This window comes from Caballeronia pedi (assembly GCF_001544915.2).
GTDB classification, from domain to species: domain Bacteria; phylum Pseudomonadota; class Gammaproteobacteria; order Burkholderiales; family Burkholderiaceae; genus Caballeronia; species Caballeronia pedi.
This window is the reverse complement of sequence record NZ_FCOE02000007.1, coordinates 165,902-190,440: the sequence shown is the minus strand read 5'-3', so window position 1 is coordinate 190,440 and position 24,539 is coordinate 165,902. Positions and strand designations below refer to the sequence as shown.

The following is a 24,539-nucleotide window of genomic DNA, read 5'->3' as shown; positions in this document are numbered from 1 at the left end:
AAGCCGCGACTGTCACTCAATGCGACGCGCGTTTGACTGAATCCGACATCGCGCCCCGAAAGCCTTTCGACCCGTTTTTTATTGATTGACCGTTCAAAATAAAAAAACTAGTATCGGCGCACCGTTTTCAGGTCGACGCCACCATGCCCAAGCTCGGAATGCGCGAGATCCGCCGCGCGCAACTCATCGACGCCACGCTGCACACCATCGACCAGTCCGGGCTCGCGGGCGCGACGCTCGCGTCCGTTGCGCAGCGCGCGAGCACGTCGACGGGAATCGTCAGTCATTACTTCGGCGACAAGGACGGCCTGCTCGAAGCCACCATGCGTCACGTGCTGCGCTCGCTGTGGCAAGGCACGTCACGCCGTCGCAAGGCCGCGAAACCCGATCCGCGCTCGAAGCTGCGCGCGGTCGTCGCGGCTAATTTCGACGTCGAACAGGTGAACGGGCCGGTCATGAAAACGTGGCTCGCGTTCTGGTCCGAGAGCATGCACAAGCCGGAGTTGCGCAGACTCCAGCGCGTGAACACGCGGCGTCTGCATTCGAACCTGTGCGCGGATTTCGCCCGCGCATTGACGAAGCCCGCCGCGCGGCGCGCCGCGAGCGGTCTCGCCGCGCTCATCGACGGTTTGTGGCTGCGCGGCGCACTCGCCGGCGAGCCGTTCGATACCAAAGGCGCGCTGCGCCTCGCCTACGACTACATCGACCTCGTGCTCGACGCGCGCGGCTGATCACCCACACTCAAGGAAAGGAGCGCGACATGTCGGTATTCGGAGAGCAACGGCTTTATATCGGCGGCGAATACGTCGATGCGACGAGCGGCGAAACCTTCGACACGCTCGATCCCGCCTCAGGCGTTACGCTCGCGCGCGTACAGCAGGCGTCGCAGGCGGATATCGATCGCGCCGTGCGTTCCGCGCGCGAAGGGCAACGCGAATGGGCCGCGACGACTGCGATGCAGCGCTCGCGCATCCTGCGCCGCGCGGTCGACTTGCTTCGCGCGCGCAATGACGAACTCGCCGCCATCGAAACGCGCGATACCGGCAAGCCGATCGCGGAAACGCGCGCCGTCGATATCGTCACGGGCGCGGATGTCATCGAGTACTACGCGGGGCTCGCGACGGCCATCGAAGGCGAACAGATTCCGCTGCGGGAATCGTCGTTCGTGTACACGCGGCGCGAACCGCTCGGCGTGTGCGCGGGCATCGGCGCATGGAACTATCCGATTCAGATTGCGTGCTGGAAGTCCGCGCCCGCGCTCGCCGCAGGCAACGCGATGATCTTCAAGCCGAGCGAAGTCACGCCGTTGACCGCGTCGAAGCTCGCGGAGATCTATATCGAAGCGGGCGTGCCCGCCGGCGTGTTCAACGTCGTGCAAGGCGATGGCCGCGTCGGCGCGATGCTCGCGGAACATGGCGGCATCGAGAAGATTTCGTTCACGGGCGGCGTCGAGACCGGCAAGAAGGTGATGGCGCGCGCGGGCGGATCGACGCTCAAGGAAGTCACGATGGAACTCGGCGGCAAGTCACCGCTCATCGTTTTCGACGATGCCAACCTCGAACGCGCCGCCGATATCGCGATGAGCGCGAACTTCTTCAGTTCAGGACAAGTGTGCACGAACGGCACGCGCGTGTTCGTGGCGCGCGGTGTCATCGACAAATTCGAAGCGTTGATTCTGGAGCGTGTGAAGCGCATACGCATCGGCGCGCCCGATGATCCCAGCACCAACTTCGGGCCGCTCGCGAGCGCGGCGCAGTTGCAGAAGGTGCTCGGCTTCATCGAGAGCGGCAAGCGCGAAGGCGCGCGGCTCGTCGCGGGCGGTGCGCGCGTGACCGATGGCATCTTCGCGCGCGGCCAATACGTCGAGCCGACCGTGTTCGCCGATTGCCGCGACGACATGCGTATCGTGCGCGAGGAAATCTTCGGTCCGGTGATGAGCATTCTCGCGTTCGATGACGAAGACGAAGTCATCGCGCGCGCCAACGATACGGACTACGGTCTTGCGGCGGGCGTCGTGACGGAGAACCTGTCGCGCGCACATCGCGTGATTCATCGGCTCGAAGCGGGTATCTGCTGGATCAACACGTGGGGCGAATCGCCTGCGGAGATGCCGGTGGGCGGCTACAAGCAATCGGGCATCGGGCGCGAGAACGGCATTGCCACGTTGAATGCCTATACGCGCGTCAAGTCCGTGCAGGTCGAGCTCGGTCCCTATCAGCCCGTGTTTTAAGGAGCATTTGCGATGAGCGTGAACGAATACGACTACATCATCGTCGGCGCGGGATCGGCGGGCAATGTGCTCGCGTCCCGTCTCACCGAAGACGGGGACGTGACCGTGCTGCTGCTCGAAGCGGGCGGGCCGGATTATCGCTTCGACTTTCGCACGCAGATGCCTGCGGCGCTGGCTTATCCGCTGCAAGGGCGGCGCTATAACTGGGCCTATGAAACCGAGCCCGAGCCGCATATGAACAACCGTCGCATGGAATGCGGGCGCGGCAAAGGGCTGGGTGGATCGTCGCTCATCAACGGCATGTGCTATATCCGCGGCAACGCGCTCGATTACGATAACTGGGCCGCGCAGCCGGGGCTCGATGACTGGAGCTATCTCGACTGTCTGCCGTATTTTCGGAAGGCGGAGACGCGCGATATCGGGCCGAATGCGTATCACGGCGGCGATGGTCCCGTGCATGTGACGACGAGCAAGCCCGGCAACAATCCGCTTTTCGCTGCGATGGTCGAGGCCGGCGTGCAGGCGGGTTATCCGCGCACCGAAGACTTGAACGGCTACCAGCAGGAAGGTTTCGGTCCGATGGATCGCACCGTGACCGCGAACGGACGGCGTGCGAGCACGGCGCGCGGGTATCTGGATCGTGCGAAGCATCGCGGCAATCTCACGATCGTGACGCATGCAACGACCGACCGCGTGTTGTTCTCGGGCAAGCGGGCGATCGGTGTTGCGTATCTGCATGGCGGGCAGCGTGTCACGGCGCATGTGCGGCGCGAGGTGCTCGTGTGCAGCGGGGCGATTGCTTCGCCGCAGTTGTTGCAGCGTTCGGGCGTGGGGCGGGCGGACTGGCTGAAGGAGTTCGAGATTCCCGTGGTGCACGATCTGCCAGGCGTCGGTGAGAACTTACAGGATCACCTCGAGATGTACATGCAGTACGAATGCAAGGAGCCTGTGTCCTTGTATCCGGCGTTGCAGTGGTGGAATCAGCCGGCGATCGGGGCCGAATGGCTGTTGAACGGGACGGGCGTCGGCGCGAGCAATCAGTTCGAAGCGGGCGGGTTCATCCGCACGCGCGATGACGATCCTTGGCCGAACATTCAGTATCACTTTCTGCCGGTGGCGATCAATTACAACGGATCGAACCCGATCAGGATGCATGGGTTCCAGGCGCATGTCGGATCGATGCGTTCGCCGAGCCGCGGGCGCGTGAAGCTCAAGTCGCGCGATCCGCACGCGCATCCGGGCATTCTTTTCAACTATATGGCCGATCCGCTCGACTGGCGCGAGTTCCGCGATGCGATTCGCATCACGCGCGAGATCATGCGGCAGCCTGCGCTCGCGCGGTATCGCGGGCGAGAGCTGCATCCTTCCGATGACCTGAAAAGCGACGCGGAGCTCGATGCGTTCGTGAGAGCGAAGGCGGAGACGGCCTATCACCCTTCGTGCTCCTGCAAGATGGGGTATGACGATATGGCTGTCGTGGATGGAGAAGGACGCGTGCACGGCATGGAAGGACTGCGCGTCGTCGATGCTTCGATCATGCCGCAGATCACGACGGGCAATCTCAATGCGCCGACGATCATGCTGGCGGAGAAGATCGCGGATCGGATTCGGGGGCGGGAGGCGCTGGGTCGCGTTGCTACGGCGTACTTCGTGGCGGAGGGGAAAAGGGCGCGTGGTTTGCAGAGACTCGCGGCGGGGGGTGTGACGTAGTGGCTCCGCTGAGGCGGAGAAAGCGAAACGCTATGCCGATAAGTCCACTTGGCGGCGGGACTATCTCCGCGTTCGCGGAGGAACCTGCTTGGCGAGGAAAGCCGAGACCAGCGCGTGCGGTCTATCTCCGCGCACGCGGAGGAACCGTGCAGGATCGCTATCACAACGCCGTCATCGAGGGTCTATCTCCGCGCACGCGGAGGAACCGAAACCAGCCCCCGGAACCTTTACGCTTGCGGAGGTCTATCTCCGCGCACGCGGAGGAACCTCCTCGAACACGCGCACGCCCTTGATCGGGCAGGGTCTATCTCCGCGCACGCGGAGGAACCGGGCGCCGCGCTAAGCCCACCGCTCGGAAGGCGGGTCTATCTCCGCGCACGCGGAGGAACCGTCGCCGGCCAGGGCGATTTGCCGGCCTCGTTCGGTCTATCTCCGCGCACGCGGAGGAACCCCCTGCGAGACGCCATAAGCCGCCACACCCGCGGGTCTATCTCCGCGCACGCGGAGGAACCTAGACCGAGCCGTCAGTCCCGGTCAATGTCACGGGTCTATCTCCGCGCACGCGGAGGAACCGACGCTGCGCCCGCGTACGTGACGGTGTACGTGGGTCTATCTCCGCGCACGCGGAGGAACCGAGCTGCTCGCGCTGCTCGAGCTACCCGCCAGCGGTCTATCTCCGCGCACGCGGAGGAACCAGCAGCTCTGGTGCGGCGGCGATCAGGAGGGCGGGTCTATCTCCGCGCACGCGGAGGAACCGCATTGCCGTCTTTGCAAACGCTCTGCCGCTGGGGTCTATCTCCGCGCACGCGGAGGAACCGCCCAAGGAGGGCCAGCAAGATGGAACAAACCGGGTCTATCTCCGCGCACGCGGAGGAACCTCTCCCCCATAACCCCATGAACCGAAAAGCAAATCCCCCATTCCCACCCAATCTCAAAACCCAAATTTTCAAAGAACAAAACGCGCCTCTACCCCACCATCAACCGCCGCACGACATACATCCCATCGACATCGACAAGCTCTCGCGACGCCGCCCCGAGCTGCACGATCCCGATACCGCCCACCGCATCCAAATCCCGCCACACCATCACGACACTGCCCCGCGGCTCATTCCCATGCCAATCGGCAAGCACGGACCAGGTCCTTTCGCGCACGCCCTTGTTCATGCGCGGCGCAACATACACCCCCGTCGATACCTCCAGCATCACCGACGCGAGAAAGCCGCGAAACCGGTCCGCGACATCACGCGTCACTACCACGACCAGCGCCATCGCTTTCCTCCAGCTTCTCGTCCAGCCGTAACACCTGCTTCACGCGATCGATCATCGCCGGAATCACCGCCTTCTTGCGAAACACGCGCGCCGCCTCACGCCGCACCAGTCGGTCGACAGTCTGATCGCTCCGCCCCGCTTCCTTCGCGGCGGCGAATGCGATCGAAAGCATGATGTCATCGCGAAAGAGATCGGCGATATCGAGCACGAACGCCTGCCCCGAATCCTCGTGGATGAACCCGAGCTGCGGTATCGCAGCGAGCGCCTGCACGGCGATGGCGGCCGCCGCCTGCACCGCCGTCGCAGCATGATTGATCGCCTGATTCGGCAGATCGGCGGCCTCGGGGTTCGCACGGTCATAACGACGCCCGTCCCAATCGATGCCGAACTGCTGCGCCCGCAGCCGATAGATCGTCTTCACGCGCGCGCCCTCAATGCCGCGCAACGTGTCGAGATCGCGATGCGGGAGCACTTCGCCCAGACGCAACGCATACATGTGCCGCGCGACGCTCAAACGCCTGCGCGGGTTGCCCCACAACTCCGCCTGCCGGCGCGCGACGCTCGAACGGTCCGGCATCAACGGCGGCGCGGTGTAAGTGCGCACGCCATCGACGCCCACCGCCGCGAGCAACGTCCCGTGACGAGCGAGCAGACGCAGCGCGTCGTGCGTCACACTGCTGCCCGGGCCGAGCAAGATCATCGACACCGACTGATGCGGAATCTGATCGACGTGCTATTGCCCGCTCGCGAAATGCAGGCATCCGTCGATCACGTTCAACTCACCGCGCTTCCGCCACACGAGACCGTGACGATCCGCATGCGGAACGCGCGACGTGTCGAGTCCGAGGCGACCCTTCAGCATGGGCCCGTCGCGCAACTCATGCCGATATCGACGCCGGCTTCAACAGCAGCATGCCAAACCCGAACGCGCGATGACGCCCGACGCCGCGCATGAGCAATCGCGCAAACGCCTCCGTATCCTCGACGCGCAGGTGTCCGCTGAACGTGGCATCCGGACCGATGATCGTGCGTGCCTTGCGGCCTCCGCCGCCCTGCTGCTCACTCGACTGTGTCCGGCGCAAAACCGGCGTCAGCTGGAAGCGCGTCATGCGTGCTTCGATCAGTTTCGCGGCGCCGGTGGCCTCGAACTGTTCGGCGAGCCATTGCGCATAGACAGCCTCGCGCGCAAGCTCCTTCTCATCCTCGACACGCGCTTCGTGTTCGCGATACGCATCGCGCTCGGTCCCGTGCTCGCGGTCCTCCGCTTTGTAGCGGCGCATGGGCCGCACGCGAACCTCGAAGCCCAGCTCGCGGCCCGCGCTCCATCGCAGCGGAAACGCACGCACGCCAAGGCCCGGACTGCGCGGACCTGCGTCGAGACCCAACGCATCGGCCAGATCGGGCGCAGCACACAATGCAGCCGCCTCGTGCAGTTCTTCGGCCGAACTTCGCGTGTAGGCCAGGAGGCCCGCGCGCGCATCACGAAAGTAAAAAGGCTTCGGCACACGCTCACCGAACACGCGATGGAGCGCCGCATGCAACGCATAGCCGAGATCGCCGCCCGCCGGCAGCCAGCCTTGCCGCGCAGCCCACAACACGAGCTTGCGCGAATCGGGCTGACAGTGCATCAGGTTGAAGGCGGTCATGCGGATAATTCCAGCGAGTTCGATGCACACGGGCCGCTACCCTCGAGCACGCGCCGCCATCCGCCATGAACCCCGGTTCGCCAGTTGCGTTCGTCGCAGACATCACGCCATTGCGAATGAGGCAGCGTGCCTTCGCCTTCGGGCCACTGAAAGCGGAAATCGGGCAGCTCGGGCGCGAGCGCCTGTTGCAGCGCGCCGAGCACGTGGTCGGCATCGATCATGTCGATGAACACGCGCGTCGTCGGCAGACACGGCTTGCGGCCGATGAAAAGCGGACGCTTCGGCCGATCCAGCGCGAGCGCGACGTCATCGAGCGTCGGTTGCTCGTTGGCCGGTTCGAGCCGAATGGCGACGAGCGCGTCGAGACCCGCGTGATACTCGCGATGACGCAAGTGCGGGCTCTTGTACGAGTCCTCGCCGCCCTGACGCGTCTCGGGCTCGCGATGCGTCGTCCACGCCTCGTCGCGCCTGTTGAGTTGCGCCGTCTGAAAGTCGACGAGCCGCGCGCCGCCGGCATCGATCCGCGTGCCCATCACGATGCGCGCCTGCAAGCGGTCGTGCAACGCGAAGTCGCCGCGATCGTAACCGAGCGCACAGGCGATCAGGCCGGTCACCATCGACAGCGCCGGGAAGTCGCGGATCACGCCGTAACTGTCGATCGTTTCGCCGCCGAACGCCACGAGCGGCGCGCGCAAGCGCATCAGCAGATGTCGGGACATGTCACGCTCCTTCGACGATGCGAGTCTGAACCCACTTGCCGAGTTGATCGAGCGGGAGGCGCTGAGCTTTCGGCATCGGCGTCTCATCATCGAGCGCGAGATACCGTCGATCCAGCGGCGCGCCGTACGCCGAGTCGTGCTTTTCGATTTCGCGCGCGAGTTGCCGGATCGCCTGCTCGCGGATATTCGCGCCCTTCAACTTCAGCGCCGTTTCGAACGCGCCCGCGAGACTGCGCGGCTGCCAGTCGCCCGTTTCGATAAGCATCAGGCTCGCGTGACCGAACGGCGCGGTCGAACCACGCTTCGCGCCCGGACTGACGGTCGCGATCAGATGCAGCAGGCTGTTGACGACCTGTCCCGCCAGTTCGCGTCGTTCGGGATGCGCGTCGAAGCACTCGGCCATGCCGATGCCCTCGAGATTCGCCACCAGTTGCGGCACGTCCACGACGACGTAACCATAGTAAAGACCCGACGCGAGTTCAGTGTCGAAGATGCCCGCGGAGCCGCGTTCGCCGGTTTCCCTCAAAAGATCGTCGACGACGGTGAAATAGTCGTTCTCCACCTGCGCCTCGTGGACGGTAAACGCGTGCGCGACATACACGGCGGCATCGCGCGATGCGAGCACATCCGATGTAACCATGCGACCAAAGAGCGCCGCTTCGAGCCCGCTGCCGTGCTTGAGCGCTTCGATGTTCGCCTTCTCATCCTTGAGAAAACCGGCCACTGCGGAGGTCAACGCAGCTTCGTCCTGACACTCTCGCGCCAGCGTCGCGCAGCGCTGCACGAGGTAGTCGATTTCCGTTTTGCCAAGCAAAACGGCCTGTCCGGTTTCCAGCGCATCCTTTCCTTTGAGCTTCTTTCCACCTTTGTCTAGCAGGCCTGCATCGCGCAAGGCTTCGGCTGCGGTCTGAGCGAGGCGCTCCGGCACATCCTGTTTGATGAGCTCATCCCGGATCATCGTGAGCGTGATACGCGAGCGAACGGCCATCGGCACGCCGAGCCTCGCGAGCGCATGATGATCGTCCGCCGTGCGCCAGTGCCGCTTGAGGCATTGTGACGAAATACGCGTGCGGACGGCATCGCCCATCGGGAGGCGTTTGGCGAGGCCTGCATCGTCACGATTGAGGAGCGCGGCGGAGTAGCCTTGCAGTGTGTGGATCTGGATGAAGCGCGGGTGAGTCATGTTCGGTCCTTCTATTGCTGATTGAGTAGGCGTGCTTCGGTGCGCGGGCGGTCATGGCCTTTGGGCGCTTTCGGGTTTGGCGTTCGTGTAGTCCTGGACAAACCTGATGCGCGATGCTTCTGCCCAGCGCTCGCCCCTGGCATGTTCCGCACCTTCGTTGAGGACGAACGTGCCCAGCTCGGCCCAGTTCGGCTCGACCTTCCGGCTTTGCATCAGGCGAAGAACACGCTGCAAGAGCGGGAAGAACGCATCGCCGCGCGCGTTGAAAAGCCGGTTGACGCGCGCATCGGACACGCCCGCGCGCCTCAACTGAAATCCGAATCGCCCATTCGCTTTTTCCTCGCCTTTCTTCGAGATGTGATGGCCCGTCAGGGCGATGCCGTTCACGATCACGGCCCATCGCTTCCAGCCCTCGACGCTCAATTGCTCGCAATCCACTTTCGCGCGCCGCAATGCCCGCGTGAGGGCGGCAATCTGTTGCACGGTAAGCGATTCGGCATCCGGGTTGAGACGCTTGAGCGCCACATGGTCCGCCTTCAGCGCGCCTTCGCCTTGTTTTCCGGCTTCGATGAAATGGGCGAGCGCTTGCGCCTGATTGCCCGAGACGCGCCATGTTCGCGGCGCGACGTCTTCAATTTGGGACATCTGAAACCTCTTCGAACGATTTGGATCGCGCGGCCTTACGCGCTTCATCGCGCTGTTTCAACACGCGAGCGATTCGGGGTGGCGCCTTCGCGGAACGCAGGCCACCATGAAAGCGCGAAAGCGCCGCGCCTCGTGCGCGATAAATACGTTCCGCACTGCGCGGTCCCGCGATGAATGCTTGCTCCAATGCGGCATCAGCGCGATCGACGAGCGCGCAAAGCCATTGGTCGTGCTCGACGATTCTGTCGTCGGCTTCGATTTCCTTGCTGAGATCGTTGAAGAAGCGCCGGTCTTCTTCCTGCTCGAACGTTTTTGAAAATCGGTTGGCCTTGTTCTTGGTGTCGTCGCTCACGCTCTGAGCGCCGTTGCCCAGGAGCGCGCACAACGCGCTCCACAACGTCTTGCGGACATCGCTGATGGCCTCGATGCGCTCTTTCGCCGCCTCGGCTATCTCGTCGCTATTTCGTCGCAGCATCAGATCGCGCATCTTCTTCGTGATGGGAATGCGCCTTTCGTGATACCCCTCGGTCTTCCCCTGACCGCGCGCAATACCTTGAGCGAGGATGAACAAGCCTTCGTTTCCGTCGTCGTCCGACAGCTCGCGCGCAATAGTCGGCGTGAATTTGCTTTGCGAGAACGCGAGTGTGCTCGCGAGCGTGTAGTCGAAGCCTTTCCCCGTGATCGACAGCGCCTTGCGCTCGGCAGCGCTGACCGGCGTCCAGGCATCGCCCGTATTGCCGCAACGTTCCTTCGCGGCGATGCGCACAACCTTGCTGGTCGTGGCGATTGCGCCGAGCGTATCGCCTTGCGCCTGCAAGCGCACGCGCCGGCACACTTCGATGTAGAAGGGATCGAGTTCGGCAAAGGAAAGGCTGCTCGCGCCATCCCAGGGCCGAAGCCAGACGAGCGCGATGCCGCCTTCGTCCTTCAGTTCGAGGCGCTCGACGAGCCTGTCGCGGTTGCGCAGCAGAACTTGCACGTCGCGCGCCCAGCGCTTCCCCCAGTGCCCGACCGGCACCACGCCGAACGCCGGACGACTGGAGAAACCGCCGTTCATTCGCGAAATGCCGTAGTTGCCCGCGCCGAGAAAGCCCTCTTGTGTCTGCAAGCTGACGAGCGCGTAGATCCAGTCCTCGGCCTGTGCATGAATCATGCGTTGTGCCTTGAGATCGTGATTTCGCGATGTCACCAGCATATCGAGCGCATCGGGCGTCGTGATCCGCTTGTTCCACTTGCGCGACGCCTCACGCTCGCACGGCGCCTGCAAAAACGCGGGACGTTCGTCCGGCGTGACGAGCGCGAACGCCGCGCGGTCGCTATCCTCGGGCGTCAATGCAAGCAGGGCCGCGCGCCATTCGCCGGCGGTTTCGAAAGGCGTCTCACGCTTCGCCGCATGAAGCGCGATCGCCGCAAGCTGCACGAGAAACGCATGCCACGGATGACGCTGATGTGGACGCAGCGCGGGAAAATCGCGCACTTCGTCATCGTTGAAGGCGGCCAGCAGTTCCGGCAACGTTGCGTGCCGTTCCTGTCGATTGCTGGTCCGGTAGCGGATCAGCGCGTGATCGAGCAAGCTGAATTGGATGTGCATGAAAGGGCTCTAGATCTTCTCGATACCGAACCGGCTATACGAATAGCGAGCCGTGCCCAGCCCAAATTCGAAACCGCCGTCAAAGCGAACGATCGAAGCCGGCTTCGCGTCTGCGTCAAGCCCGCGTGGCAGCATGTGATGCCGGATGGCGATCTGGTGCACGTCCGTGCCGAATGGCCCACGCTCGGGCGGATCGAACTCGACGAGACGATCGGCCGCGCCGAGACGGGTGGCGACGCGCTCTTCGCCGTCCGGGAATGCGAGTTTGTCGAATCGCGTGTCATACGGAAGCGCATGGTCTCGCGCGATGACTCGCTCAGCACTCTTGCCGCCCTCAAGTTGTTGCGACAGTTGCTCCCACGAGGCGCCGAGTTCCTGCTGTATCGCGCGCAGGCAATCGGGATGGGTGGCGCGTTCCACCAGCGAGCGGTTTTCACGCGGAATCTCGCGGCTGGGTTGCGCGCAGATCAGGCGGCGCGTCGCTTCGATCATGCGCAAGTCTGGATAGACGCCGCCGCCATCTTTCAGCCGCCCGAGGCCGTTACGCGGCTTCTCGAGACAGGCTTCAAATGAACCGCTCTCAGGTATCAGTACCCATGCGCGCGCTTGCCGAAGACCCACCGGCCGCTCGTGCTTCTTGCGCTCGTGTCGATGCAACCGGCCGATGCGCTGCAACAGCACGTCCATCGGACAGATATCCGTGATGAGCATGTCCGCGTCGATATCGAGGCTTTGCTCCAGCGTCTGCGTGCCGACGACGATGCACGCCTGCATGGGCTCGCGCACTTTGCCGACGCGCTCTTCGACGCGCGCATCGAGATGCGGCCGGTCCTGTCGGCTGAAGCGGCTGTGATGCAGCGTTGGGATGCCATTGTGATCGAACAGCCATGCGCGATCGCCGGATGCGTTGACCAACGCTTCCACCGCCTTTTGCGTCGCAATCGCGGCCGGCACGGTGTTGCGGATGATCAATACGCGCGCGCCTTGTTTCGCGGCATCGAATGCGAGGCGGGCGATGCGCTCGTGGTCGTCGATTGCGTTGAGAGTTTGCCAGTGGACCGTTTTGGGCTCGCCTGAGGTCGGCAATGCTTGAACGATTGCACCATCCGTGAGCGCGGGGTATGGCGATCCAACTGCCTCCTCGATGCCGAGAGCTGCGACTTCCCGGCCTCCGCTTGTGATGCCCTGAAACCGCGCGCGCTGACTCGAACCGAGCGTGGCGGACAAAAGCAGCGCATGGCCGCCCGTCGCGTGATGCGCTTTCAGGAGTTGCTCCAACACTTGCGACATATAGGTGTCGGAGGCGTGAACTTCGTCGACGACCAGCAAGGACCGGCAAAGCGTCGCGTGACGCAGATGCGCATGGCGCACCTTCAGCGCGGCGAGCAACGCCTGATCGATCGTGCCTACGGCGATCGTCGCCGCGAGAAAGCGCTTCGGCGACTCGGCGGCCCAGCGCTGGTGCGCTGTTGCATCGTCGGGGTGATCGGTCCAAAGAACCTGAAAGTCCGGCAAAGCCGCTTCCTTCACATTGCCATCCGCGCTTTCATAGCCCGGCAGCGCGCGCACGACGACCGGCGCGTTCGTCGGCCAAAGACGCGCGACGAACGCACGGACACGCTCATAAACCTGCGCGGCGGCCACTCGCGTCGGCAGCGCAAAGTACAGCGAATCGACCTTGCCGGCCTCGAACAGCTTCGCGAAGCGCCACAGCGCGGCTTCCGTCTTGCCACTGCCCGTTTCCGATTCGAGTATGAGAAGCGGGCCGAGGTCTTTCTCGCCGAGCGCGCTTTGAGCCGGGTGTGGCGCCTTCATTCCGAAAGCGGACTGGAAAGAGAATCCCTCGCGAATCAACTGCTCGCGAAGCGCGGACGTCTCGAGTCCTATGGCGCCAACCGCCTTCGAAGCCCGATCGCGCGTGTCTTCCAGCCTTCGCTCGGAGCCCGGCGAACTGTATTCGAAGAAGGACAGGTCCGAGCCAAGCCAGTCGGCCAATTGCACGAGGCCTGCGAACAGATGAATGAAAGCAGGCCTGGATGGCAGCGGCTCGCCACCCGGGTTGAATGCGAATGGAAAATGCCGACGCAAGGCATTGCCGATTTCTTTCAGCGCGTTTGCAGGACTGTACATTTCGCGACCGGCGGCATCACGCACGGGCTGCCATATCAGTGGATCGACTCTCGATGGCTCCTGGACGGGACGACCGTGGTGGCCCAGGCTCGCAAGCAGAAGTTCTTCGACACCACCGCCCCAGTCCCAAATCGCTTCCATGCGCAGTCCCGAAAGCAGTGCTTCACCGCAGCCGAACGCGTAGAGGGCCTCGGCACCGTGTCCCGTCTTTTGGGGCCATTCGCGCGGCGCGGGACCTTTCCATCGTTTCGCCTGAAAGCCGCTGTTGGCTTTTCCGAAGTCGTGCAGATAGGCAAGCGCGGCAAGGCGCTCGATATCCTGCTCGCTCAATGGCCGGCCAGCGGCGGCGCACAGGGCAGCGTGAATGCGCCCGCAATGCGCGATCTCCATGAAGCATGCCGCCACATCCAGCATGTGATCGCAAAGCGGATGAAAGGGCGAGTGCTCGTCGCCGTCTCGCGGACGCTTGCCCCAGGCAGCGAAAGTACCGATTTTGTTTGCTTTTGATTGCATGCGCTGTCAGATCGCATGCACTTGCCTCGTATGGGAGATTTCAGGCAGCGATTCTTTATTTTGGATACCTATTTTTAACGCGAATGCCTTGCGCACTGCCATACGATTTCGCTGAGTTTCCAGCGCGGGTTCGGATGTTTGACAGCAGGGGGGTGGGTCGACATACTCTCGACCGCGAGGACAGTTCAGAACATCGAATTGATCGTTTGTTCTTTTAAATCACGAAGATAGTGGGTAGAGGTTCCTCCGCGTGCGCGGAGATAGACCCTGTATACATGGTTTAAAGACGCGCTGATACAAGGTTCCTCCGCGTGCGCGGAGATAGACCTGCCGCGCGTCCCATCAGCCGAGCGCGATCACGGGTTCCTCCGCGTGCGCGGAGATAGACCCCTCAGACGGTCGAGAATTACATGTCGCACCTGGGTTCCTCCGCGTGCGCGGAGATAGACCGACTACCACGACGCCCGGTTACCTCGTGGACGGGGTTCCTCCGGGTGCGCGGAGATAGACCCTTGTCGACCATCGACGCGACCGTGTTCTGACTAGTTCCTCCGCGTGCGCGGAGATAGACCCAAGCTGCCCGGTCAGTTCTGGGGCGAAGGTGTGGTTCCTCCGCGTGCGCGGAGATAGACCCAAGCGCTACATCAATCCCAGCTACTGGTCCGAGGTTCCTCCGCGTACGCGGAGATAGACCCCGGTACGGCGCGCTGATCGACTATGAGGACTGGGTTCCTCCGCATACGCGGAGATAGACCCTACGCCTATCGCTACGAGGAAGCGCGGCAGGAGGTTCCTCCGCGTACGCGAAGATAGACCCCCATGAGCAAGCGATTTCGGGCTGCTTACATCGGTTCCTCCCCGTACGCGGAGATCGCCCACCGAAGAACGCGGCCCCGGAAGGCGCAGACGCGTTACCTCCGCCCTCGCGGAGCCCAACCATCACTCAAACCGCACCCGCGCCGCTTTCACAACCCGCATCACCGCCTCCACGCTCAACCGCGCCGCAACCGCCTTCACATACTCATGATGCCGCGCCTCCAACGGCGCATCCAGATACTGCGCGTGCAGATATCGAATCAACGCAATACGCCGATGCTTCAACGCAATGCTCCGATCGAGCAACGCGAGCGCCGCACCCGCATCGTGCTTCTTGCAGGCACGTTCGGAAAGCTGCGCGGCAACATCGCGCGACGCATTCATCGCACGGACGCATGTTGCGCGGCGGCGTTCAACCGCCACGCGTCGTAATCCGCGCGCCGCCAGTCGAGTTCGAGCCCAAGCCGCTTCGTCCCTTCACGAATCTTCGGCTTGTGCAGCACGAGCGTGAGCGCATCGAGCGCGGGCCACTCATCGAACGACAGCGCGGCAACCTCGACCGCAAGCGTCTCGAGCAACCGCGTATGCCCCTTCGTCTCGAGAAACGCGCTCACCCGATTGCACCACGCCTCATAATCGATCAACCCATCGCCCGATTCATGCGGCATGCCGCGATACCGCAGACTCGCATCGATGCACACCGGTTGCGGCCCTTCATGCTCATGCTCGTACAGTCCGACGCGCGTCTTCACGATCAACTCGTCGACGATCACGCGCCAGCCCTGCCCACCTGCTTCGAGCGGTTCGAAAGGCTTCATGAGAGCAGCGGCTCGGCGGCGTCGAGCATGATCTTCACGAAGTAATCGGCGAAGCTGCGGCGCACGATGATCTCGAAGCGATCGCCGCCGAGCGGCACGAGCGTGATCGACGCCTTGAAGAAATGGCTCTGCGCGCACTGCCCTTCACCGAACATCTTCGGATGAAGATCGAGCGGACAGCCGCGCGAAAGCAATTCGCGCGTCTTCGGGCCATCGATTTCGAGCACCGTATAACCGCTGCCGATATCCACCGCCGCCGAGAACTGCCCGACGAACGCATCGCGCAACTTCGCTTCGAGCGGCGCGGGACGCGAGGCGTCGTGCGCCGTATCGGAATGTACGAGCCATTCATCGGGGCCGAGCCACAGCATCGTGTAACCGTTGCCGCGCGCGATCGTATTCGGCTTCTCGGGCGGCGTGCAGCCGATCACGCTCTGCACCGACTTCGCGAAGGCCGCATCGCGCGTATCGCCGCGCACGTTCACGAGTGCGAGAAACGGCCGCTCCGTCAGACGAAATGCTTTCGGCGAGCCGCTCTGATGCGCTTTCATCAACGCATCGGCGCCGACGAGCGGGGACTCCTGCCACACACCTTGTCCGCTGATTGCGCGATCGACGACCGTCGAGGAACCTTTGATCTCATTCAACATGCTGACGTGCTCCTTCGCTGTCGTAGAACACCGAACTGGTGATTTTTGCGTTGACCCGCTTGCCGTTCGCGAGCGGAATCATGACCGATTCGCCGATCTTCTCGAGACCGCCCTTCACGACGGCCAGCGCAATCGAGCGCTTCAGAATAGGGCTGTAGTAGCTCGACGTGACATGGCCGAGCATCGGCGCGGTGTCGCCCTGGAACGGACCCGCGACGATCTGCGCGCCTTCCGGAAGCACGTGCGAAGGATCATCGGTGAGCAGGCCGACGAACTGCTTGCGCCCCTGCTTCGCCGTATCCGAACGCGTCAGCGAACGCTTGCCGAGGAAGTCCTTCGACTTCGCGACGAGACCGCCCATGCCGAGGTCGTAGGGCGTCATCGAACCATCCGTATCCTGGCCGACGATGATGTAGCCCTTCTCCGCGCGCAACACGTGCATCGTTTCCGTGCCGTACGGCGTGATGTCGAATTCCGCGCCCGCGACCATGAGCGCTTCCCACACCGCGCGTCCGACGTTGGCCGGCACGTTCACTTCATACGCGAGCTCGCCCGAGAAACTGATACGCATCACACGCGCCGATGCGCCCGCCACCGTGCCATCGCGATAGCTCATGAACGGGAACGCCGCGTTCGCGAAGTCGATGTCCTGACACACCTTCTGCAGCACCTTGCGGCTGTTCGGGCCGACGACCGCGAAGGTCGCCCAATGGTCCGTCACGGAGGCGAGACGCACGCGCATGTCGGGCCATTCGGTCTGCAGCCAGCGTTCGAGCCACGTCAGCACGCGCGCCGCGCCGCCGGTGGTCGTCGTCATCATGTAGTGCTGTTCGCCGAGACGCACGGTGACGCCGTCGTCGAAGATCATGCCGTTTTCGTCGAGCATCAGACCGTAGCGGCACTTGCCCACTTCGAGCTTGCTCCACGGATTCGTGTACATCCAGTTCAAGAGCTTCGCCGAATCCGGACCCTGAATGTCGATCTTGCCAAGCGTCGATGCATCGAGAATGCCCACGCTCTGACGCACCGCCAGCGATTCGCGCGCGACGGCCGCGTGCATGTCCTCACCCGCCTTCGGGTAGTACCACGGACGCTTCCAGTTGCCGACGTCCTCGAACATCGCGCCGTTCTCGACGTGCCATTCGTGGATCGCGGTCTTGCGCACCGGATCGAGGAACTCGCCCAGCTCGCGGCCCGCGAAGGTGCCGAAGGTGACAGGCGTGTAGTTCGGGCGGAACGTCGTCGTGCCGGTCTCGGGAATCGTCTTGCCGAGCGCCTGCGCGAGAATCGCCATGCCGTTGATGTTGCCGAGCTTGCCCTGATCGGTGCCGAAGCCCATCGCCGTATAACGCTTCACGTGCTCGACGGATTCGAAGCCTTCACGCGCGGCGAGATAGATGTCCGCCGCGGACACATCGTTCTGGAAATCGACGAACTGCTTCGGGCCGCGCGTCGACAGGTCCTTGTTGCCGACGATCCACAGCGGCAACATCGGCGCCTCGACGATTTCAGCGACCTGCACGGAATTGGGCTTCGCGACGATATGACCCGCCGCGCGCGCCGCGTCCGCGCCCGCATCGACGCCGTGACGAATGCCGCGCGCCAGCGAGAACTCGCCCGCGCATGCGCCGACGCTGCTCTCCGGTTGCATCGCCTTGCCGGGGACGAAGCAGGCTTTCTCGTCGTGCCAGTGCGCCTTGCCGCCCGATTGCGCGAACAGGTGAAGCACCGGGCTCCAGCCGCCCGACATCGCGATCAGATCGCATTGCAGTTCCGTCTGCTTCTGCCCGACCTGGCCCTTCGCGTACGAAGCCACTTCCACCGACGCGACGCGCAGCTTGCCGCGCGCCGCCGTGATCACCGCGTTGTTCATCACGCGCACGCCATAGCGGCGTGCGGCTGCCGGCAATGCGCCCTTCGATTCGGCCGGACGCGGGTCGACGACGGTCACGTCGGCGCCTGCCGTCTTCAGATCGAGCGCGCATTGATACGCGTCGTCGTTGTTCGTGAACACGACCGCGCTGCGGCCCGGCAGCACCGCATAGCGATGCAGATACGTCGACACGGCCGACGCCAGCATGATGCCCGGCAGATCGTTGTTGCCGAACACGATCGGACGCTCGTGCGCGCCGGTCGCGAGCACCACGCGTTTGGCGCGCACCTTCCACATCAGTTCGCGCGTGCCCTCGCGCCTCGACACGGGCAAGTGCTCCGTCAGACGCTGCGTGATCGTAACGAGGTTGTGATCCTGATAACCGAACGCCGTGCTGCGCGAGAGAACCTTCACGTCGGGCATCTTGCGCAGTTCGGCTTCGATCTTCTGTACCCATTGGAGCGCGGGCTTGCCATCGATCTCCGCGCGGCACGACAGGAGCGAACCGCCGAGTTCGCGCTGATCGTCGACGAGAATCACGCGCGCGCCCGACAAGCCAGCCGCATGCGCCGCCGCGAGACCCGACGGACCACCACCGACCACGAGCACGTCGCAATGGGCGAAACACTTGTCGTAGCGATCCGCATCGAGATGCTTGGGCGCTTCGCCGAGACCGGCCGCATCGCGAATGACTTCTTCGTACTTCGGCCAGAACTTGCGCGGCCACATGAAGGTCTTGTAGTAGAAGCCGGCGGGAATGAAGCGGGCGATCTTCTGATTGACCGCCATGCGATCGTTCTCGATGTTCGGCTTCGCGTTCACGCTTTGCGCGACGAGGCCCTGATACAGCTCCACTTCGGTCGCGCGCGCGTTCGGCACGGTATGGGCGCCGGTTTCGAGCTGCACGACAGCATTCGGTTCTTCGACACCCGCGGTGATGATGCCGCGCGGCCGGTGATACTTCCAGCTACGCGCGACGAAGTGCTCGCCGTTCGCCAGCAGCGCGGACGCGAGCGTGTCGCCTTCGTAGCCCTGATACGTCTTGCCGTTGAACGTGAAGGTGACGGGAATCGCGCGATTGATGCGCCCGCCCATGCCGAGTCGGTCTTTCTGGCTCATTTCGACGTGCCTCCGTTGTCGGACATGACAGCCAACGGACGGTCGAACGTCTCGTAGCCCTGGATTTCATAACTGACGGTATCGCGCTGCACCTTGAACCAGCGGCGGCAGCCTTGCGCATGGTTCCATTGCTCGCGATGCACGCCGCGCGGGTTCTTGCGCATGAAGAGGTAGTCGCCCCATTCGCGGTCGGTGAGTTTTTCGGTGTCGAGCGGGCGCGCGATATCCGCTTCGCCGCCGCAGGAGAATTCGGTTTCGGCGCGCGGCCCGCACCAGGGGCATTCGATCAGCAACATGTTTCTTTTCCTCGATGCGGTTAGTGAGCCACGGCAGCCGCGCCGTGTTCGTCGATCAGATGACCGGTATAGAAGCGATCCAGCGAGAACGGCGCGTTCAGTGCATGCGGCTCGTCCTTCGCGATCGTGTGGGCGTAGGCCCAGCCCGAGCCCGGCGTCGCCTTGAAGCCACCCGTGCCCCAGCCGCAGTTGAAGTAGAGACCCTTCACGTCGGTCTTGGAAATGATCGGGCACGCATCCGGCGACACATCGACAATGCCGCCCCACTGGCGATTCATGCGCACGCGCGAGAACACCGGGAACATTTCGACGATCGCTTCCAGCGTGCCTTCGATGATGTGAAAACTGCCGCGCTGACCGAAGCCCGCGTACTGATCGACGCCCGCGCCGATCACGAGATCGCCCTTATCGGACTGGCTGATGTACGCATGCACCGCGTTCGACATCACGACCGTGTTCACCACCGGCTTGATCGGCTCGGACACGAGCGCCTGCAGCGGATGGCTTTCGAGCGGCAGGCGCACGCCGGCCATGTCGGCGAGCGTCGTCGTGTTGCCTGCGGCGACGACCGCGACCTTCTTCGCCTTGATGAAGCCCTTGGTCGTATCGACGCCCGTCACCTGATTGCCGTCGCGGCGAATGCCCACCACCTGACAGTTCTGGATGATGTCGACGCCCGCGCGATCCGCGCCGCGCGCGAAGCCCCACGCGACCGCATCGTGACGCGCCACGCCGCCGCGACGCTGAATCGACGCGCCCAGCACCGGATAACGGCTGTTCAGGTTGATGGTCGGCTCGATTTCCTTGATCTGCTGCGGCGTGAGGAACTCTGCGTCGACACCGTTCAGGCGGTTCGCATTCACGCGACGTTCAGTATCCCGAACATCCTGCAAGGTATGCGCGAGGTTCATCACACCGCGCTGACTGAACATTACGTTGTAGTTGAGGTCTTGCGAGAGACCTTCCCACAGCTTCATCGCTTTCTCGTACAGCGCGGCCGATTCGTCCCACAGATAGTTCGAGCGCACGATGGTCGTGTTGCGCGCCGTGTTGCCGCCGCCGATCCAGCCCTTCTCCAGAATCGCGACATTGGTGATGCCGTGCTCCTTCGCGAGGTAATACGCGGTCGCGAGACCATGACCACCGCCGCCGACGATCACCACGTCGTACTCGCGCTTCGGCTCGGGGCTGCGCCATTGGCGCTCCCAGTTCTCGTGATACGACATGCCGTTGCGCAAGAGGCTGAATATCGAGTAGCGGCTCATGGGTGTTTCCTTCGGTGCAGGGTTTTAGCGTTTGGGCAATTCAGCATTCGATGACGTTGACGGCGAGGCCACCGCGCGACGTCTCCTTGTATTTCGTCTTCATGTCGGCGCCGGTTTCGCGCATCGTCTTGATGACCGAATCGAGCGACACGTAATGCTTGCCGTCGCCCTTCATCGCCATGCGCGCGGCGTTGAGCGCCTTGATCGCGCCCATCGCGTTGCGCTCGATGCACGGAATCTGCACGAGCCCGCCGACGGGATCGCACGTCATGCCGAGGTTGTGTTCCATGCCGATCTCGGCGGCGTTTTCCACTTGCGCGGGCGTGCCGCCCATCACGGCGGCAAGCGCGGCGGCGGCCATCGAGCACGCGACGCCCACTTCGCCCTGGCAGCCCACTTCCGCGCCGGAGATCGAAGCCGTTTCCTTGTAGATGATGCCGATGGCCGCGGCCGTCAGCAGGAAGCGCACGATGCCTTCGTCGTTCGAGCCGTGCATGAACTTCACGTAGTAGTGCAGCACGGCGGGAATCACGCCGGCCGCACCGTTGGTCGGCGCGGTGACGACGCGGCCGCCCGAGGCGTTTTCTTCGTTGACGGCCATCGCGTAGAGATTGACCCAGTCGAGCATCGACAAGGGATCGCGCAGCGACTCCTCGGAGCGCGAGCGCAGCGAGGCGTTCAGATCGGCGGCGCGGCGCTTGACATGCATCGGGCCAGGCAATTCGCCGCGTTCCTTGCAGCCGCGCTCGACGCACGCGGCCATCACGCGCCACACCGCGAGCAGGCCTTCGCGCACCTCGGTTTCGGTGCGATTCGCGCATTCGTTCTGCATGGTCACGTCGGCGATAGACAGACCTGTCTCCTGGCAGACGCGCATCAGATCGTCGCCGGTGCGAAACGGATGCGGCACCGGGTTGCTCGCCCGCAAGCCATTGACGCGATCGCCCTCGCGATTCACGACGAAGCCGCCGCCGACCGAGTAATACTCCTTCTCGACGAGCAACTGGCCGTTCTCGTCGAACGCCTGAAAGCGCATGCCGTTCGGATGCACGATGCTCGATCCCGGCGCGCCCGGCATCAGCTTGCGATAGAAGCCGATATGCTCGCGCTCCTCGAACACGACGTCATGCTTGCCGAGCAGCTTGAGGCGCTTCGTCGCGCGGATGTCCGCGAGGCGCGGCGCGATCGAGTCGGGATCGATGAGATCGGGCAGATTGCCTTCGAGGCCGAGCAGCACGGCCTTGTCGGTGCCGTGGCCCTTGCCGGTCGCCCCGAGCGAGCCGAACAGTTCGGCGCGCACGCGCGTGACGAAGGCGAGCAGATTGGCGTCCTCGACATGCGACGCGAAACGGCACGCCGCGATCATCGGCCCGACGGTATGCGAGCTAGAGGGTCCGATGCCGATCTTGAACAGATCGAAGACGCTGACATTCATGGGCGAGTCCCTGGGTTTTGGCGCGGTTTCGGTATGGCTCTCATTGCACCAAACCCTGCAAGGACTCGATAGAACAAAACCGCCATCGAAATGGGATCGCGACGTCAGGGGCTCATTCGTGTCCCAAAAGGCGACGTTCTCCCGCAAAACCGGCGCGTTTAACAGAGCGTTTCGCGCGCGGCGCGTTTCTGCGCATCTTCGTTGCACTTTTCAGATTTTTGAGACTGGTCCGAAGCGCCGGAAGAGCGTGCATCGGTATATTCCCTAGGTTCTCAGTGCGCCGTGCCAGCAGGCTTCGGTGCGCTTTCCGCCCTTTCCCGCTTCTCCCGTTTGCATCGATGGAAACTCACGCACTACCCGATCAGTTCTTCAAATCCTGGACTCTCGCTTTCCTCGTCGGCGTGGTTGTCGTCGGCGCGCTTCAGGCAGCCGATCTCCTCGCCGTCGATCGCGTGCTCACGCGCCAGGCGCCCGTCTGGGCCGCACTGGCGCTGCTCTGCTCGATCGATCCCGTGCTGCGCTACTTCGGCGTGTTGAAGGCCGAAGTCGAGCAGCGTTGGGGCGATTACACCATCGCGAGCGTGCTCGGCCGCGCGACCGGCGCGGTGATCGGCGGCGTCTTCGCCTGGGCGTTCGCCGTGCTCGGCGGCTGAAGCACGCCCGATGCCCGCGGCCGGGTGTTATGCTCGACGGATAACGTCCCAGCCGCATGTCGCCCGCATGAACGCCGCCGAGTCCCTTCCGCCGTCTTCCGTCGACGGTCAATCGAAATCACGCATCCGCTTCGGCATCATTCTGTTGCCGAACTTCACGCTGACCGCGTTCTCCGGTTTCGTCGATCTGTTGCGCCTGTCCGCCGACGAAGGCGATTTCAGCCGCCCGGTGCGCTGCTCGTGGAGCGTCATCGGCGAGACGCTCGCGCCGGTGCGCGCGAGTTGCGGCATCCAGATCACGCCGTGGGAAACCTACGATCAGGCCGAGCCGTTCGATTACGTGGTGGTGGTCGGCGGCCTGCTGCATTCCGGTCCCGCCACGAGCGAGGCGACGCTTCAGTTCATCCGCCGCGCCGCCGCGTCGAATGCGACGCTCGTCGGCATGTGCACCGGCGTGTTTTCGCTGATGCGCGCGGGCGTGCTCGAAGGACATCGCATCTGCGTGAGCTGGTTTCACTACTGGGATTTCGTCGAGCGTTTCCCCCATGCCGATGAACAGGCGCTCGTCGCGGACCGGCTCTTCGTCATCGACAGAAGGCGGATCACGTGTTCGGGCGGGCGCGCGTCGATCGATGTCGCCGCCGCGATTCTTCTGCGTCACTTCGAGACGGCGACGGTGCAAAAGGCGCTGCGCATCCTGCTCGTCGACGACATGCAGAAAGGCAACGCGCCGCAGCCGCATCCGCCAGGCCTCGCGCCCGCGACGCATCCGAAGGTGAAACGTGCGATCCTGCTGATGGAACAGCACGTCGGGCGTTCGCTCACGCTCGATGAACTCGCGCACAAGCTCGATTTGTCGACCCGGCAACTGGAGCGCCTCTTCAAGGCCGAAACCGGCAAGGCGCCGCAGGCTTACGCGAAGCAGGTGCGGCTGCGCACGGCCGCGTGGCTGCTGACGAGTTCGGACAAGACCGTCGCCGATATCGCGTCGAGTTGCGGTTTCTCCGATGCCTCGCATCTCGGCCGCGAGTTTCGCAAACAGTTCGGTGTGCCGCCGATGATGTATCGCGAGCAGGGCGGCGTACAGGATGCGCCGGAAGCGAATCAGCCAATGGATTACGACGAAGTTTTTCCGGGCCGCGCGCAGGCAATCTAGACGGTTTCCTTTTGTTCACGCGTTGCGCGGCTCAACAAACCCAGGAGGAACGGCATGCAGACTCACGGATATTCCCAGGAAGAGTGGAAAGTGCGTTGCGATCTCGCGGCGCTTTATCGCGTGATCGGACACTTTCGCTGGACCGACATGATCTTCACGCATATCAGCGCGCGCGTGCCGGGCTCCGACCATCACTTTCTGATCAATCGGTATGGCGTGCTGTTCGACGAGATGCGGGCGTCGGATCTGGTGCGCATCGATCATGAGGGACGTCCGGTAGAAGCGGGCGCGGGCGATGATCCGGAGCGGCATCGCGTGAATCCGGCGGGCTTCACGATTCATTCCGCCGTTCACATGGCGCGGCCCGATGTGCTGTGCGTCGTGCATACGCATACGGCGGCGGGCGCCGCGGTGTCGGCGCAGAAGCAGGGGCTTTTGCCGATCAGCCAGCATGCATTGAAGTATTACGGGCATATTGCGTATCACGACTATGAAGGGATCGCGCTGGATCTCGCGGAGCGGGATCGACTCGTCAATGATCTCGGCGCGCATAACGCGATGATCTTGAAGAATCACGGGTTGCTGACTTGCGGAAAGTCGATTCCCGAGGCGTTTCAGGAAATGTATTTTCTCGAGCGGGCGTGCGAGATTCAGATTCGGGCGTTGGCGGGGAATGGGGAATTGAATTTTCCGTCGAAGAAGGTTTGTGAGTTGACGGCGGAGCAATATCGACGGGATGAAGCGGATGGGATTATGGCGCTGCAGTGGGAGGCGGCGTTGAGGATGATCGAGGGGAGTGGGGGGACGGATTATAGGAGTTGA

22 protein-coding genes, 1 pseudogene and 2 CRISPR repeat arrays are annotated in these 24,539 nt (G+C 63.4%); of the genes and pseudogenes, 6 read left to right on the top strand and 17 right to left on the bottom strand.

Going from position 1 to position 24,539, the window contains the following annotated elements:
- Positions 1 to 143: 143 nt before the first annotated feature.
- The 3 genes from betI to betA are packed head-to-tail and all read left to right on the top strand — an operon-like array spanning position 144 to position 3,940.
- The gene (gene betI, locus AWB80_RS13395; protein ID WP_061175147.1) at positions 144 to 731 is read left to right on the top strand and encodes a transcriptional regulator BetI; all 588 of its coding nucleotides are present in this window, start codon (positions 144 to 146) and stop codon (positions 729 to 731) included.
- Between the two features lie 29 nt (positions 732 to 760).
- Positions 761 to 2,230, top strand: a complete 1,470-nt coding sequence (gene betB, locus AWB80_RS13390) for a betaine-aldehyde dehydrogenase (protein ID WP_061175146.1) — start codon at positions 761 to 763, stop codon at positions 2,228 to 2,230.
- 12 nt (positions 2,231 to 2,242) lie between these two features.
- Positions 2,243 to 3,940 carry a choline dehydrogenase gene (gene betA, locus AWB80_RS13385; protein WP_061175145.1) on the top strand — a complete coding sequence of 566 codons (1,698 nt, stop codon included), beginning with the start codon at positions 2,243 to 2,245 and terminating at the stop codon, positions 3,938 to 3,940.
- Positions 3,941 to 3,997: 57 nt separating this feature from the next.
- Positions 3,998 to 4,818: direct repeats of the CRISPR family, unit length 28 nt; unit sequence GGTCTATCTCCGCGCACGCGGAGGAACC.
- Between the two features lie 88 nt (positions 4,819 to 4,906).
- Here betA and cas2e read toward each other — a convergent pair.
- The 17 genes and pseudogenes from cas2e to AWB80_RS13310 all read right to left on the bottom strand — a co-directional run bounded on the left by cas2e (position 4,907) and on the right by AWB80_RS13310 (position 21,908).
- Positions 4,907 to 5,209, bottom strand: coding sequence for a type I-E CRISPR-associated endoribonuclease Cas2e (gene cas2e, locus AWB80_RS13380; protein ID WP_061175144.1), 303 nt, complete (start codon positions 5,207 to 5,209; stop codon positions 4,907 to 4,909).
- Positions 5,181 to 5,930, bottom strand: coding sequence for a type I-E CRISPR-associated endonuclease Cas1e (gene cas1e / locus AWB80_RS13375; RefSeq protein ID WP_279628653.1), 750 nt, complete (start codon positions 5,928 to 5,930; stop codon positions 5,181 to 5,183). Before cas1e ends, cas2e begins: the two co-directional genes overlap by 29 nt.
- Before the next feature lie 12 nt (positions 5,931 to 5,942).
- A complete protein-coding gene (locus AWB80_RS45305; RefSeq protein WP_279628651.1) occupies positions 5,943 to 6,071 on the bottom strand; it encodes a hypothetical protein in 129 nt (42 codons plus the stop codon).
- A gap of 16 nt (positions 6,072 to 6,087) precedes the next feature.
- Positions 6,088 to 6,855 (bottom strand): type I-E CRISPR-associated protein Cas6/Cse3/CasE, encoded by a 768-nt coding sequence (cas6e, locus tag AWB80_RS13370; protein ID WP_061175143.1) that lies wholly within the window; start codon positions 6,853 to 6,855, stop codon positions 6,088 to 6,090.
- Positions 6,852 to 7,574, bottom strand: a complete 723-nt coding sequence (cas5e, locus tag AWB80_RS13365; RefSeq protein WP_061175142.1) for a type I-E CRISPR-associated protein Cas5/CasD — start codon at positions 7,572 to 7,574, stop codon at positions 6,852 to 6,854. The genes cas6e and cas5e overlap by 4 nt, the downstream gene beginning before the upstream one ends.
- A 1-nt stretch (position 7,575) precedes the next feature.
- Entirely contained in the window at positions 7,576 to 8,757 is a 1,182-nt protein-coding gene (gene cas7e, locus AWB80_RS13360) for a type I-E CRISPR-associated protein Cas7/Cse4/CasC (protein WP_061175141.1), read from the bottom strand.
- 51 nt (positions 8,758 to 8,808) lie between these two features.
- Positions 8,809 to 9,402 (bottom strand): type I-E CRISPR-associated protein Cse2/CasB, encoded by a 594-nt coding sequence (gene casB / locus AWB80_RS13355; protein WP_061175140.1) that lies wholly within the window; start codon positions 9,400 to 9,402, stop codon positions 8,809 to 8,811.
- Positions 9,389 to 10,993 carry a type I-E CRISPR-associated protein Cse1/CasA gene (casA, locus tag AWB80_RS13350; protein WP_061175139.1) on the bottom strand — a complete coding sequence of 535 codons (1,605 nt, stop codon included), beginning with the start codon at positions 10,991 to 10,993 and terminating at the stop codon, positions 9,389 to 9,391. The genes casB and casA overlap by 14 nt, the downstream gene beginning before the upstream one ends.
- A 9-nt stretch (positions 10,994 to 11,002) precedes the next feature.
- Entirely contained in the window at positions 11,003 to 12,808 is a 1,806-nt protein-coding gene (cas3, locus tag AWB80_RS13345) for a CRISPR-associated helicase Cas3' (protein ID WP_244206498.1), read from the bottom strand.
- Between the two features lie 204 nt (positions 12,809 to 13,012).
- Positions 13,013 to 13,537: pseudogene (locus AWB80_RS44880) on the bottom strand (HD domain-containing protein); the annotation flags it as partial.
- 338 nt (positions 13,538 to 13,875) lie between these two features.
- A CRISPR array of direct repeats spans positions 13,876 to 14,513; the repeat unit is 28 nt; unit sequence GGTTCCTCCGCGTGCGCGGAGATAGACC.
- 62 nt (positions 14,514 to 14,575) lie between these two features.
- Complete coding sequence (locus tag AWB80_RS13340; RefSeq protein ID WP_061175137.1) at positions 14,576 to 14,836, bottom strand: hypothetical protein; 261 nt, start codon at positions 14,834 to 14,836, stop codon at positions 14,576 to 14,578.
- A complete protein-coding gene (locus AWB80_RS13335) occupies positions 14,833 to 15,270 on the bottom strand; it encodes a dihydroneopterin aldolase (protein WP_061175136.1) in 438 nt (145 codons plus the stop codon). Before AWB80_RS13335 ends, AWB80_RS13340 begins: the two co-directional genes overlap by 4 nt.
- The gene (locus AWB80_RS13330; RefSeq protein WP_061175135.1) at positions 15,267 to 15,920 is read right to left on the bottom strand and encodes a sarcosine oxidase subunit gamma; all 654 of its coding nucleotides are present in this window, start codon (positions 15,918 to 15,920) and stop codon (positions 15,267 to 15,269) included. Before AWB80_RS13330 ends, AWB80_RS13335 begins: the two co-directional genes overlap by 4 nt.
- Positions 15,910 to 18,912 (bottom strand): sarcosine oxidase subunit alpha family protein, encoded by a 3,003-nt coding sequence (locus AWB80_RS13325; protein WP_061175134.1) that lies wholly within the window; start codon positions 18,910 to 18,912, stop codon positions 15,910 to 15,912. The genes AWB80_RS13330 and AWB80_RS13325 overlap by 11 nt, the downstream gene beginning before the upstream one ends.
- Complete coding sequence (locus tag AWB80_RS13320; protein WP_061175133.1) at positions 18,909 to 19,208, bottom strand: sarcosine oxidase subunit delta; 300 nt, start codon at positions 19,206 to 19,208, stop codon at positions 18,909 to 18,911. Before AWB80_RS13320 ends, AWB80_RS13325 begins: the two co-directional genes overlap by 4 nt.
- 20 nt (positions 19,209 to 19,228) lie before the next feature.
- Positions 19,229 to 20,473, bottom strand: a complete 1,245-nt coding sequence (locus AWB80_RS13315) for a sarcosine oxidase subunit beta family protein (RefSeq protein WP_061175132.1) — start codon at positions 20,471 to 20,473, stop codon at positions 19,229 to 19,231.
- A 40-nt stretch (positions 20,474 to 20,513) separates the two neighbouring features.
- The gene (locus AWB80_RS13310; RefSeq protein ID WP_061175131.1) at positions 20,514 to 21,908 is read right to left on the bottom strand and encodes an L-serine ammonia-lyase; all 1,395 of its coding nucleotides are present in this window, start codon (positions 21,906 to 21,908) and stop codon (positions 20,514 to 20,516) included.
- 338 nt (positions 21,909 to 22,246) lie between these two features.
- Here AWB80_RS13310 and AWB80_RS13305 point away from each other — a divergent pair, with 338 nt between their 5' ends.
- The 3 genes from AWB80_RS13305 (at position 22,247) to AWB80_RS13295 (ending at position 24,539) form a co-directional block, all read left to right on the top strand.
- On the top strand, positions 22,247 to 22,561 hold the full coding sequence (locus AWB80_RS13305; RefSeq protein ID WP_061175130.1) for a hypothetical protein: 315 nt from the start codon (positions 22,247 to 22,249) through the stop codon (positions 22,559 to 22,561).
- A gap of 67 nt (positions 22,562 to 22,628) precedes the next feature.
- On the top strand, positions 22,629 to 23,717 hold the full coding sequence (locus AWB80_RS13300) for a GlxA family transcriptional regulator (RefSeq protein WP_061175129.1): 1,089 nt from the start codon (positions 22,629 to 22,631) through the stop codon (positions 23,715 to 23,717).
- Between the two features lie 54 nt (positions 23,718 to 23,771).
- A complete protein-coding gene (locus AWB80_RS13295; RefSeq protein WP_061175128.1) occupies positions 23,772 to 24,539 on the top strand; it encodes a class II aldolase/adducin family protein in 768 nt (255 codons plus the stop codon).